The 11,719-nt window shown below is 74.4% G+C and carries 12 protein-coding genes; 5 read left to right on the top strand and 7 right to left on the bottom strand.

Annotated features, from left to right (window positions below):
* Nucleotides 1-2: 2 nt before the first annotated feature.
* The gene (gene uppS / locus H6X67_RS00060; protein WP_249367179.1) at nt 3-848 is read left to right on the top strand and encodes a polyprenyl diphosphate synthase; all 846 of its coding nucleotides are present in this window, start codon (nt 3-5) and stop codon (nt 846-848) included.
* A 39-nt stretch (nt 849-887) separates the two neighbouring features.
* On the opposite strand, the gene H6X67_RS00055 is transcribed toward uppS, so the two are convergent.
* From H6X67_RS00055 to H6X67_RS00030, 6 genes are read right to left on the bottom strand one after another with little or no spacing between them, the layout of a single operon-like run.
* Complete coding sequence (locus H6X67_RS00055; protein WP_249367180.1) at nt 888-2,051, bottom strand: carboxylate-amine ligase; 1,164 nt, start codon at nt 2,049-2,051, stop codon at nt 888-890.
* Nucleotides 2,048-2,800, bottom strand: a complete 753-nt coding sequence (locus H6X67_RS00050) for a glutamine amidotransferase-related protein (RefSeq protein ID WP_249367181.1) — start codon at nt 2,798-2,800, stop codon at nt 2,048-2,050. Before H6X67_RS00050 ends, H6X67_RS00055 begins: the two co-directional genes overlap by 4 nt.
* Nucleotides 2,801-2,809: 9 nt before the next feature.
* On the bottom strand, nt 2,810-3,262 hold the full coding sequence (locus tag H6X67_RS00045) for a Fur family transcriptional regulator (protein ID WP_249367182.1): 453 nt from the start codon (nt 3,260-3,262) through the stop codon (nt 2,810-2,812).
* The gene (locus tag H6X67_RS00040; protein WP_249367183.1) at nt 3,259-4,182 is read right to left on the bottom strand and encodes a metal ABC transporter permease; all 924 of its coding nucleotides are present in this window, start codon (nt 4,180-4,182) and stop codon (nt 3,259-3,261) included. The genes H6X67_RS00045 and H6X67_RS00040 overlap by 4 nt, the downstream gene beginning before the upstream one ends.
* Entirely contained in the window at nt 4,179-5,006 is an 828-nt protein-coding gene (locus H6X67_RS00035) for a metal ABC transporter ATP-binding protein (RefSeq protein ID WP_249367184.1), read from the bottom strand. The genes H6X67_RS00040 and H6X67_RS00035 overlap by 4 nt, the downstream gene beginning before the upstream one ends.
* Nucleotides 5,003-5,980, bottom strand: coding sequence for a metal ABC transporter substrate-binding protein (locus tag H6X67_RS00030; protein WP_249367185.1), 978 nt, complete (start codon nt 5,978-5,980; stop codon nt 5,003-5,005). The genes H6X67_RS00035 and H6X67_RS00030 overlap by 4 nt, the downstream gene beginning before the upstream one ends.
* 175 nt (nt 5,981-6,155) lie before the next feature.
* Between H6X67_RS00030 and H6X67_RS00025 the strand changes: the two genes are divergently transcribed.
* The gene (locus H6X67_RS00025; protein ID WP_249367186.1) at nt 6,156-7,547 is read left to right on the top strand and encodes a glycine--tRNA ligase; all 1,392 of its coding nucleotides are present in this window, start codon (nt 6,156-6,158) and stop codon (nt 7,545-7,547) included.
* Nucleotides 7,548-7,642: 95 nt separating this feature from the next.
* On the top strand, nt 7,643-8,857 hold the full coding sequence (locus tag H6X67_RS00020; RefSeq protein ID WP_249367187.1) for a YibE/F family protein: 1,215 nt from the start codon (nt 7,643-7,645) through the stop codon (nt 8,855-8,857).
* Between the two features lie 129 nt (nt 8,858-8,986).
* On the opposite strand, the gene dusB is transcribed toward H6X67_RS00020, so the two are convergent.
* Nucleotides 8,987-10,261 (bottom strand): tRNA dihydrouridine synthase DusB, encoded by a 1,275-nt coding sequence (gene dusB / locus H6X67_RS00015; RefSeq protein WP_249367230.1) that lies wholly within the window; start codon nt 10,259-10,261, stop codon nt 8,987-8,989.
* A gap of 100 nt (nt 10,262-10,361) precedes the next feature.
* Between dusB and H6X67_RS00010 the strand changes: the two genes are divergently transcribed.
* Nucleotides 10,362-11,132 carry an SDR family oxidoreductase gene (locus H6X67_RS00010; RefSeq protein WP_249367188.1) on the top strand — a complete coding sequence of 257 codons (771 nt, stop codon included), beginning with the start codon at nt 10,362-10,364 and terminating at the stop codon, nt 11,130-11,132.
* On the top strand, nt 11,129-11,719 hold a 591-nt coding region (locus H6X67_RS00005; RefSeq protein WP_249376961.1), incomplete at its 3' end, for an SDR family oxidoreductase. The genes H6X67_RS00010 and H6X67_RS00005, both read left to right, overlap by 4 nt.

Here is an 11,719-nt window from a genome sequence, read left to right as displayed (position 1 = left end):
CGATGGCCGCGAAGGGCACCGCCGTCTACGAGACCGTCCCCCTGCACCGCGAGGGCCTCACGCCCCCGCCGCTGGCGCCCGCAAGCGTGCCCGGCCACGTCGCCTGCGTCATGGACGGCAACGGCCGCTGGGCCAACAGCCGCGGCCTGCCGCGCACCGAGGGCCACCGAGCCGGGGAGTCGACGATGATGGACGTCATCGCGGGCGCCGTCGAGATCGGGGTCAAGGAGCTGAGCGTCTACGCCTTCTCCACGGAGAACTGGCGCCGCTCCCCGGCCGAGGTCCGCTTCCTCATGGGATTCACCCGCGAGGTCCTGCGCGCCCAGACCGACGACCTGCTCGACTGGGGGGTGCGCGTGAACTGGGTGGGGCGCGAGCCGCGCCTGTGGCGCTCGGTCCTGTCCGAGGTCCGCCGCTCCGAGAGGATCACCGCCGGCAACGAGGCCCTGGTGCTCAACATGTGCCTCAACTACGGCGGACGGGCGGAGATCGCCGACGCCGCCCGGGCCATCGCGGCCGAGGTCGAGGCCGGCAGGATCACGGCCTCCTCCGTCAACGAGCGCACGATCCAGCGCCACCTGTACTCGCCGTCGATGCGCGACGTCGACCTCATGATCCGCACGGGCGGGGAGCAGCGCACGAGCAACTTCCTCATGTGGGAGTCCGCCTACGCCGAGCTCTACTTCTCCGACCTGCCGTGGCCGGAGTTCGACCGCACCCAGCTGTGGCGCGCCGTCGAGGCCTACGCCCACCGCGAGCGCCGCTTCGGGGGCGCCGTCGACGCCGTCACGAGCGCCGGCGCCGCCGGTGCGCCGGACGCACCGGCGGCGCCGGACCCGACCGCCTGAGCCGGGCACCGGGCCCGGTGCCCAAGAGCGCTCTGGTGCTCAGGAGCGCTCCGGGGCCAGGGGCCCGCCCGCGGCGGTCTCCGCCAGCAGGTGACGGGCGACGGCGAGCCCCGCCACCTCGCCACGCGCCTGGGCGGAGCGTGCCACCGCCAGCTGGCGCTCGGAGCCGTTGCCGAGGGCCAGCACCCGGCTCACCCGTGCCAGCTCGGCCGCGCAGCCGAGGTCCTCGGCGACGGGCTCCAGGCGCGACACCAGAGCCGGCAGCGACTCGCGCAGCGGCACCGGGTCGGCCCCGACCTCCTCCACGAGCACGGCGTCGAGCCCGTAGCGGGCCGAGCGCCACTTGTTGGCGGCCAGCAGCCAGTGGGGCAGGCGGCGCAGCGCGCGCCCCGCGTCGAGGGTGCGCGCGGCCTCCTCGACCAGGCAGTGGACGAGCGCGGCGACGGCTCCCACCTCGGCGAGGTTGGAGCAGGCGTCGCAGGCGCGCACCTCCACCGTCCCGAAGGCGGGGGAGGGGCGCACGTCCCAGCGCAGCTCGTTGACCTCACGGATGGCCCCGGCCCGCGCCAGGTCGCGCGCGCAGTCCTCGAAGTCCTGCCAGGTGCTCACCGGCTCGGGCAGGCCCGCGTTCGGCAGCTGCTGGAACATCATGGCGCGGTTGTCCGCGTAGCCGGTCTCCTGGCCGGCCCACGTGGGGGAGGAGGCGGCCACGGCCTGGAGGTGGCCGATATAGGTGGCCATGTGGTTGAGGACCGGCACGGCCCGGGCGACGTCGTCGACGCCGACGTGCACGTGGGTGCCGAAGATGAGCATCTGGCGCCCCCACCAGCGGGTGCGCTCGACGAGCTCGGAGTAGCGGGGCGTGCAGGTGACCTCGTGCTCGCCCGGGTCCTCGAAGGGGTGGGCGCCGGCACTGGTGAGTGCGGCGCCGTGGGCGGCGAAGGCGGGCGAGACGAGATCGAGGGAGCCGGCCAGGTCCGCGAGCGCGTCGGGCACACGGGTGCGCCGGGCCGAGACGAGCTCGATCATGCCGCGGTGCATCTCCTTGTGGACGCGCTCGACGCCCGGGGCCCCGGCGGCCTCGAGCTCGTCGAGGACGTCGGGGCCGATGGGGGCGAAGCGGCCGGTGGCCGGGTCGACCACCTGCAGCTCCCACTCGACGCCGACGCTGGAGCGCGGTGAGCGCGCGAAGACGGTCCTCATGAGCGGGTGCGCCCGCGGTAGCGCTGGACGAAGCTGCTGACGACGCGGTTGGCGGGGCGCACGTCCGCAGCGTCGCAGCGCTCGATGACGGCCGCGCGCTCGTGGGCGGGGTAGTAGGCGTCCCCGTAGGCGTCGATGCGCACGCGCATCCCGGCCGTGGTGATCTCGGGGTGGAACTGGGTGCCGTAGACGTTGCGGCCCCAGCGGCCCATCTGGATGGGGCAGCGCGTGCCCGTGGCCAGGACGACGCCGCCGCCGGGCAGGCCGGTGACCGACTGGGAGTGCCCGACGTAGGCCCGGAAGGAGGGGGCCAGGGCGGCGGTGAGAGGGTCGGCGGCCCCGGCCTCGGTGAGGGTCATGACGGGGGCCTGGAGCTCCTCGCCGACGTCGTCGCGCAGGCTGCCGCCCAGCGCCAGGACGATGGACTGCAGGCCGAAGCACAGGCCGAGGGTGGGCACGTCCTCCTGGACGAGCCGCAGGGACAGGGCCAGGACGCGCTCACGCAGCCGCTCGTGGGCGGGGTCGGGCGACAGGGGGCCCGTGAGGGACAGGGGCGAGCCGGTGATGAGGACGCCGGCCCAGGTGCCCAGCTCGAGCGCGCCCGGCTCCGGGCAGCCGTCGTCGAGCAGGTTGATGACGTCGAGGCCCCGCCCGGGTGCGAGGCCCGTGTGCTGGTCGAGGAAGGAGATCTCGTCGTCGGCGATGGCGCCTGGGCGGCGGCAGACGGCGAGGAGGAAGGGGGCGCTCACGCTCGCAGGCTACCGCTCGCCCTGCTCCTCGTCGGCCAGGGCCGAGCACTGCGCGCACAGGCCAAAGAACTCGGCGGTGTGCTCCATGCGGGTGAAGCCGTGGGCGGTGGAGACCTGCGAGACCCAGGTCTCCAGGGCGGCGTCGGAGACCTCGACGGCGTGACCGCAGCGGCGGCACACGAGGTGGTGATGGTGGTGGCCCAGGTCCTCGCAGGCCCGGTAGAGGACCTCGCCGTCGGCGTTGCGCACCTGGTCGACGTCGCCGGCCTCCGCCATGGCGGTGAGGTTGCGGTAGACGGTGGCCAGCCCCACCTTGGTGCCCTCGGCCTCGAGGGCGGCGTGGATCTGCTGCGCGGAGCGGAACTCGGGGGTGCGGGTGAGCAGGTCGGCGACGGCGGCCCGCTGCCAGGTGGCACGGGGCCGGCTGGACGTGGAGCCTGCGGTCGAGCGTGCCGTCGTCATGGGGAGACCTCCTGGTGACCGGTGGTGACGGCGTCGAGCATATCGGTACCGCGGCCGTGGCGGTTGCGGCGCAGGGTGTGCAGCGCCGCGCCGAGGACCGCGGTGAGGGCGTACAGGCCCACCAGCAGGACGACGATCATGGCGCCGGGCGAGGCGGGCACGACGTAGGTGATCGTCAGGCCGGTGACGCAGGTGATGACGCCGATGGCCATGGCCAGGTGCATGGTGCGGGTGAAGGACCGTGAGACGAGCTGGGCGACGGCGACGGGCACGATCATGACGGCGGAGACGAGCAGTGCCCCGACGACCCGCATGGACACCGACACGGTCAGGGCGGCGACGACGGCGATGGTCACGTTGAGCACACCGGTGGGCAGGCCGGTGGCGCGGGCGAACTCCTCGTCGTTGGACAGGGAGAACAGGGGCCCGCGCAGCCCGAGGCCGACGAGGAGGACCGCGGTGGCGAGCACAGCGGTGTAGACGACGTCCTGGCGTGAGACGGTCGAGATGGAGCCGAAGAGGTAGGAGCTGAGGTTGGTGGTGGTGCCGCCGGCCAGCTTGATGAGCAGGACACCGCCGGCGATCCCCCCGTAGAAGAGGATGGCGAGGGCGACGTCGCCGCGGGTGCGGCCGCGGGCCCGGATGACCTCGATGAGGACGGCCCCCAGGACGGAGACGACGACGGCGAAGGGCACGGCGAGCGTGTCCTGGGGGCTGAGGTGGGCCACGCCGCCGGCGATCCAGCCGAGCGCGACACCGGTGAGGGCGATGTGGCCGATGCCGTCGCCGAGCAGGGCCAGGCCCCGCTGGACGAGGTAGGTGCCGACGACGGGGGCGGCCAGGCCCACGAGGACGGCGACGACGAGGGCCCGCTGCATGAGGGGGCTGGAGAGCATGGCGGCCATCGTGTCCAGGGTCATGGCTGGTCCTGGGGGGAGCGGGTGGACAGGACGGGGGCGTGGTGGGCGACGGGCGCTGCGGGGTGCGGGTGGTCGTGGCCGTCGTCGGAGCGGTGCGCCAGGGCGGTGCGCAGGGCGTGCGGGTCTTCTCCGAGCCGGCTCGCGGGCGCGTCGAGCACGACCCTGCCCTCGTCGAGGACGACGGCCCGCTCGACGACCTGGGCGAGCTCGCCCATCTCGTGCAGGACGGTGACGAGGGTGAGACCGCTGCGGCGCAGGCCGGTGAGGATCTGGGCCAGCGACTCGCGGCTGGCGCGGTCGATGCCGGCCAGGGGCTCGTCGAGCAGCAGCAGCTCGGGCCGGCGCACGAGCGCGCGGGCGATGAGGACGCGCTGCATCTGCCCACCGGAGAAGACCTGCACGTGGTCCTCGGCACGGTGGGCGAGGCCGACGGCGTCGAGCGCGCTCATGGCGGCCTCGCGGGCGCGCCGGCCGCGGTCGGCCAGGGGGCGGCGGGGGCCGAGCAGGCCGGAGCGCACCACCTCCAGGGCGGTGGCGGGCACGCCGGAGGCGGAGCCGATGCGCTGGGGGACGTAGCCGACGCGGTCCCAGGCGACGTCGCGGCGGCTGGTGACGTCGGCGCCGAAGAGCCGCACGGTGCCGGAGGCGACGGGCAGCAGCCCGAGCACGGTGCGCACGAGGGTCGACTTGCCCGAGCCATTGGCCCCGAGCAGGGCGACGGACTCGCCGGCCCGGACGAGCAGGTCCACGCCGTCGAGGACGAGGCTGTCGCCCAGGACGACGCAGACCCCCTCCGCCTGGACGGGGTGCTCCTGGCCGGTCACTTGCAGGCGAGCGCGGTGCGCAGGGCCTCGAGGTTGGCGCTCATGCCCGCGGCGTAGTCCCCGGCCTCGGGCTGGGACTCCATGGGGGACAGGACGGCGGTGGTGGCGCCGGTCTCGTCGGCCAGGGCCTGGGCGGTCTCGGGGGAGACGAGCTCCTCGGTGAAGACCGTCGTCGTGCCGGTGGCGTGGACGACCTCCTTGACGGCGGCGAGGTCCGCGGGGCTGGGCTCGGCCTCGGGGTCCACGCCGGAGACGGAGACCTGGGTGAGCCCGTAGCGGTCCGCGAGGTAGCCGAAGGCGGCGTGGGAGGTGATGAAGGTGGTGCGCTCGCAGCTGGCCAGCCCGCTGGTGTAGTCCTCGTCGATGCCGTTGAGGGTGGTGACGAGCTCGGCCAGGCCCGCCTGGTAGGTGGAGGCGTTGGCGGGGTCCGCCTTCTCCAGGGCGGCCTCGATGGCGCCCGCGGCGGCGACCATGCGCTCGGGGTCGAGCCAGAAGTGCGGGTCGGCCTCGTCGGCGTGCTCGTGGTCGTGGTCGGCGTCCTCGGCCTCGTGGTCGTGGGCCTCGCCCTCGCCCTCGTGGTCGTGCTCGACCCCCTCGTGGTGGACGAGGTCGACGGCGCCGGCGATGTCGAGGACGGTGGGGCCGTCGACCTGGGCCAGGGCCTCGTCCAGGGAGGCCTGGAAGCCGGAGGCGTAGGCCACGAGGTCCGCCTTCTCCAGGGCGGCGACGTCCGCGGGAGCGAGCTCGAAGTCGTGCGGCTCGACGTTGACGGGGGTGACGCTGGTGACGTTGACGGCGTCGCCGCCGATGGCCTCGACGAGGTACTGGATGGGGTAGAAGGAGACCGAGACGTCCAGGACGCCGTCGTCGGAGGAGGTGGAGGAGGCTCCACCGCAGGCGGCCAGCGAGCCGGCGAGGGCGAGGGCGGCGGCGACGGCGAGGGGGCGGCGGAGACGGGAGGTGGGGACGTGCATGGAAACGATTCTCATCTTTTTCTGTCACACCGTCAAACCTGTCTTGACACGCCCTCCTGAGGAGTGGGTCACGGCCGTCAGCACCACCACGGGCCGCCGCCCGCCCGCCCGTACACTGTGCCCACCTCGTTCCCACCATCCAGGTGCGGACAACGACGACATCAGGAGACACACGGTGGCCAAGACCCCCTCCACCCTCGACAACGTCATCAACCTGGCCAAGCGCCGGGGCTTCGTCTTCCCCTGCGGGGAGATCTACGGCGGCACCCGCTCCGCGTGGGACTACGGACCGCTGGGCGTCGAGCTCAAGGAGAACATCAAGCGCCAGTGGTGGCAGCACATGGTCCGCTCACGCGACGACGTCGTCGGGCTGGACTCCTCCGTCATCCTGCCGCGTGAGACCTGGGTCGCCTCCGGCCACGTCGGCGCCTTCACCGACCCGCTCGTGGAGTCCCTGCACACCCACAAGCGCTACCGTGCCGACCAGCTCATCGAGGAGTACGCCGAGCGCAAGGGCCTCGACCCCGAGACCGTCACCCTCGACATGGTGCCGGACCCCGTCACCGGCCAGCCCGGCTCCTGGACCGAGCCGCGCGAGTTCTCCGGCCTGCTCAAGACCTTCCTCGGCCCCGTGGACGACGAGGCCGGCCTGCACTACCTGCGCCCCGAGACCGCCCAGGGCATCTTCATCAACTTCGCCAACGTCATGAGCGCGGCCCGCAAGAAGCCGCCCTTCGGCATCGGCCAGGTCGGCAAGTCCTTCCGCAACGAGATCACGCCGGGCAACTTCATCTTCCGCACCCGCGAGTTCGAGCAGATGGAGCTCGAGTTCTTCTGCGAGCCCGGCACGGACGAGCAGTGGCACCAGTACTGGATCGACTACCGCAAGGCCTGGTACGTGGGCCTGGGCATCGACCCGGCCAACCTGCGCGAGTACGAGCACCCCCAGGAGAAGCTCTCCCACTACTCCAAGCGCACCGTCGACCTGGAGTACCGCTTCGGCTTCCAGGGCTCGGAGTGGGGCGAGCTCGAGGGCATCGCCAACCGCACCGACTTCGACCTGTCCACCCACGCCGAGCACTCCGGCAAGGACCTGTCCTACTTCGACCAGGCGCGGGGCGAGCGCTGGACCCCCTACGTCATCGAGCCCTCCGCCGGTCTGACCCGCTCCCTCATGGCCTTCCTCGTCGAGGCCTACACCGAGGACCAGGCCCCCAACACCAAGGGCGGCGTCGACACCCGCGTGCTGCTGCGCCTCGACGCGCGCCTGGCCCCCGTCAAGGCCGCCGTCCTGCCGCTGAGCCGCAAGGAGGAGCTCACCGGCCCCGCCCGTGAGCTCGCCGCCCGCCTGCGCCAGGTCTGGAACGTCGAGTACGACGACGCCGGCGCCGTCGGCCGCCGCTACCGCCGCCAGGACGAGATCGGCACGCCCTTCTGCGTCACCTACGACTTCGAGTCGCCCCAGGACGGCGCCGTCACCGTGCGCGAGCGCGACACGATGGCCCAGGAGCGCGTGCCGCTCGAGGGCCTTGAGCGCTACCTGGCCGAGCGCCTCGTCGGCTGCTGACCCCGGCCGAGGAGGGCCCCGCCCGGGCCCCGGACCTCCCGACGCCGCCCCACCGCCTCATCCGGCGGCGGGGCGGCGTCGGGCATGATGAGCCGGTGACCCACACGCACTCCGGTCCCCTGCACCTGAGCGACCACGAGCACCGCCGGGTCGTCACCGTCCTGGCGGCCCTCGTCGTGCCCCTCGTGCTCGCCACCCTCATCGGCCTGGCGGTGCTGTGGCCCGCAGGCTCCGGCCTGGTGGGCTCCCAGGCATTCACCGCCAAGGGGGCGAGCCCCGAGTCTGCCACCGTCACCGGGCTCGACGTCGCCGACTGCGTCCAGGCCGCCGCTGCGCTCGGCGCCGTGAGCGACGGCTCCCTGCTGGACTCGGCCGTCTGCGCCGAGATCACCACGGGCGCGGCCGCCGGCCTCGTCATGCCCGTGCACGTGCCCGCCGAGTCCCTGCCCGCCGCCGACGTCGGCGACCGCCTCAACGTCATCTACACGGCCGACGCGCTCGCGGGCGGCACCCCCTTCGTCTTCGTCGACTACGACCGGCAGCTGCCCGTCGGGGCGCTCGCCCTGGTCTACCTCGTCGTCGTCGTCGCCGTCGCCGGCCGCAAGGGCGTGCTCAGCGTCGTCGGCCTCCTGCTGTCCTCCTGCGTCCTCCTGCTGTTCATGATCCCCGCCCTGCTCGAGGGCGGCTCACCCATGGCGGTCACGCTCACCGGCTCGGTCGCCATGATGCTGCTGGCCGTGTACGTCGCCCACGGGGTGAGCGTGCGCACCACCACCGCGCTGCTGGGGACCCTCGCCGGCGTCGTCATCACCGTGGCGCTGGCCCTGTGGGGCGTGGGGGCGGCGAACCTCACCGGCGCGGTGGGGGACGACGCCCTCATCCTCACCTCCCTCGTCCCCGGCCTGGACCTGCGCTCGCTGCTCACCTGCGGCATGGTCATCGCCGGGCTCGGTGTCCTCAACGACGTCACCATCACCCAGGCCTCGGCCGTCTGGGAGCTGCACGCCGCCAACCCGGCGCTCGGGCGCGGCCGGCTGTTCACCGGCGGGATGCGCATCGGGCGCGACCACATCGCCTCGACCGTCTACACCCTCGCCTTCGCCTACGCCGGCACGGCCCTGCCGCTCATCCTGTCGGCCTCGCTCATCGACCGGGCCGTGGTGGACACGCTGCTGTCGGGCGAGATCGCCGAGGAGCTCGTGCGCACCCTCGTGTCCTCCGTGGGCCTCGTCCTGGCCATCCCGGCGACGACGCTCATCGCCGCCCTGCTGTGCCGCACCGAGAGCACCACAGCGCCTCCTGCACGCTGAGCCCTCACACCGAGGCCTGACCCGAGGGCTCAGGCCCCAGCCTGAGAGATCAGGGCTCGGCGCGAGGGCGCGCAGGGCACAGTGGGCGCGGGCCGGCGACGGCTGCCGGCGAGGGCGGTGGGGGCCGGCTCAGCCGCCGGAGACGTCGGACTCGGCGTCGAGCAGCAGCACCCTCTGCTCCTCAGTGAGGTACGGCGAGTCCAGCCAGCCCTCGGGCAGGTGCGGGCGCTTGGGCGACCCGGCCCGCCCGCGCGGCCCCTCCACCGTCTCACCCGGGTAGGGCACCACCTCGGGCAGGCGCGCGCGCATCGCCGCCAGCGCCTCGTGCAGCTCCTCGAGCGTGCCCACTCGCATGAGCGCGTCACGCGCCGCCCCACCCACCGGGTAGCCCTTGAGGTACCAGCCCACGTGCTTGCGCAGGTCGCGCACACCGCGCTGCTCACCCATCTCCTGCGCCAGCAGCCGCCCGTGCTCCTCGATGACCTCGATGACACGGTCCAGGTCCGGGCGCGTGCGCTGGTGGGACCCGTGCAGGGCGCTGACGATGTCCGCGAAGAGCCACGGGCGCCCCTGGCAGCCGCGTCCCACGACGACGCCGTCGCAGCCCGTCTCACGCACCATCCGCAGCGCGTCGTCACCCGTCCACAGGTCCCCGTTGCCGAGCACCGGCAGGCTCGTCGCCTCCTTCAGGCGCGCGATCGTCTCCCAGCTGGCGTGCCCCGCGTAGTGCTGGCGGGCCGTGCGCCCGTGCAGGGCGAGCGCCGCCACGCCCGCGTCGGCGGCCGCACGCGCCACGTCCAGGTAGGTCTCGTGCTCCTCGTCCACGCCGACGCGCGTCTTGACCGTCACCGGCACCGGGTGGTCGCGGCCCACGGCCGCCGACGCCGCCTCCGAGGCCCGCACCGTCTCGCGCAGGATCGCCGCCATGAGGTCGCGCTTCCACGGCAGGGCCGCGCCGCCGCCCTTGCGCGTCACCTTCGGCACCGGGCAGCCGAAGTTGAGGTCGATGTGGTCCGCCAGGTCCTCCTCGACGAGGATCCGCACGGCCCTGCCGGCGATGGACGGGTCCACCCCGTACAGCTGGATCGAGCGCACCCGCTCGCCCGGGTCCGTGCGCACCATCGCCAGGGTCTTCTCGTTGCGCTCCACCAGCGCGCGCGTCGTCACCATCTCGGTGACGTACAGCCCGGCCGGGGCGCGCAGGCGCCCACCGGGCAGCGCCACGGGCCCGTCGCCGTCGGGACGCAGAGCCCCGGGCAGGGCGCTCTCTCCGTACAGGCGGCACAGACGCCGGAAGGACGCGTTCGTCACCCCCGCCATCGGCGCGAGCTCGACCGGGGTGGTCACCTCGATGGGGCCGATGCGCAGCGGGGGCAGCACGGCGGCGGGCACGTCGGTCGTCATGGGGGCCTGAGTCACCCGGACACTCTCGCACACCCCCGCGGCCGGGGCGCAGCCGTCACAGCCGCCCGACGGCGAGGCCCCGGCCACGTACCCTGGCGCCATGACCAGCGACCCCACCGTGAGCGACGGCGCCCGGCCCGACGGCGAGGCGGGCGGCACCCGGGCGCGCACCGTCGTCGTCACCGGCGCCTCGCGCGGCATCGGCGCCGCCGTCGCCACCGCCCTGGCCCGCCGCGGGGACCGCGTCGCCGGCCTGTCGCGCACCGGCACGGCCCCGGACGGGGTCCTCGGCCTGGCCGCCGACGTCACCGACCCGCGGGCCGTCGAGCGCGCCGTCGCCACCGCCCTGGCGGCACTCGGTTCCGAGGCTGTGGACGTCCTCGTGGCCGCCGCGGGCACGCACGTCGACGCCCTGGCCATGCGCACGTCCGACGCCGCCTGGGACGAGGTGCTGCGCACCAACCTCACGGGCTCCTTCCACGCGGCCCGCGCCGTCCTGCCCGGGATGCTGCGCCGGCGCCGCGGCCGCGTCGTCCTCGTCTCCTCCGTCGTCGCCGCGCGCGGCGGGACGGGGCTGGCGGCCTACGGCGCCTCCAAGGGCGGCGTCGAGGGCCTGACCCGCTCGCTGGCGCGCGAGGTCGCCGGACGGGGGGTCACGGTCAACGCCGTCGCCCCCGGCCTGGTCGCCACCGACATGACCGCCTCCCTGAGCGAGCGCGCCCGCGCCTCCTACCTCGCCGCGATCCCGGCCGGACGCCTCGCCACGGTCGAGGAGGTCGTCGGCCCCGTCGTCTTCCTCGCCTCTCCCGAGGCCTCCTACGTCACCGGGGCGGTCCTGGCCGTCGACGGCGGGATGGGGATGGGCCGGTGAGCGCGGCCCCGGGCCTGCTGGAGCACCGCACCGTCCTCGTCACCGGGGTGCTGCGCCCGAGCTCGATCGCGGCCGCCGTCGCCCGCACCGCGAGCGGGCAGGGCGCGCGCGTGCTGCTCACCGGCCAGCCGCGCACCCTGCGCCTGACACAGCACCTGGCGGCCGGACTGGGGGTCACCGACCCGGTCCTGCCCCTGGACGTGGCCGACGCCGTGTCCCTGGCCGCGCTGCCCGGGCACCTGGCGCAGGCGGGTGTGGAGCGCCTGGACGGCCTCGTCCACGCCGTCGCCCACGCCGGGCGCGACCTGCTCGGCGACGCGCTGGCCGGCTCGCTCACGGGCGCGCCGACCGACGGCGACGCCGCCTCGGCTCCGGCCGCCGGGCCCGGTCCCGCGGCCGTGCTCTGCGCCCGCCTCGACGCCCTGGCCGCGGCCAGCACCGTGAGCGCCGCCTCGCTCGCGGCGCTCACCGGCGTCCTGCGGCCCCTGCTCGGCGCGGGCTCGAGCGTCGTCACCCTCACCTTCACCTCCGGGAGGGTGGCGCCCGGCTACGGCTGGATGGGGCCCCTCAAGGCCGCCCTGGAGGCC

Source organism: Actinomyces sp. AC-20-1 (assembly GCF_023369555.1).
Classification (GTDB): domain Bacteria; phylum Actinomycetota; class Actinomycetes; order Actinomycetales; family Actinomycetaceae; genus Actinomyces.
The sequence above is the reverse complement of the archived record's forward strand: the minus strand, read 5'-3'. Positions and strand labels throughout refer to the sequence as shown.

Excerpts from the sequence above, each read along its gene's own strand:
- uppS (WP_249367179.1), top strand. The coding sequence starts at position 3 with ATGGCCGCGAAGGGCACCGCCGTCTACGAGACCGTCCCCCTGCACCGC.
- H6X67_RS00055 (WP_249367180.1), bottom strand. The coding sequence starts at position 2,051 with ATGAGGACCGTCTTCGCGCGCTCACCGCGCTCCAGCGTCGGCGTCGAG.
- H6X67_RS00045 (WP_249367182.1), bottom strand. The coding sequence starts at position 3,262 with ATGACGACGGCACGCTCGACCGCAGGCTCCACGTCCAGCCGGCCCCGT.
- H6X67_RS00040 (WP_249367183.1), bottom strand. The coding sequence starts at position 4,182 with ATGACCCTGGACACGATGGCCGCCATGCTCTCCAGCCCCCTCATGCAG.
- H6X67_RS00030 (WP_249367185.1), bottom strand. The coding sequence starts at position 5,980 with ATGCACGTCCCCACCTCCCGTCTCCGCCGCCCCCTCGCCGTCGCCGCC.
- dusB (WP_249367230.1), bottom strand. The coding sequence starts at position 10,261 with ATGACGACCGACGTGCCCGCCGCCGTGCTGCCCCCGCTGCGCATCGGC.
- H6X67_RS00010 (WP_249367188.1), top strand. The coding sequence starts at position 10,362 with ATGACCAGCGACCCCACCGTGAGCGACGGCGCCCGGCCCGACGGCGAG.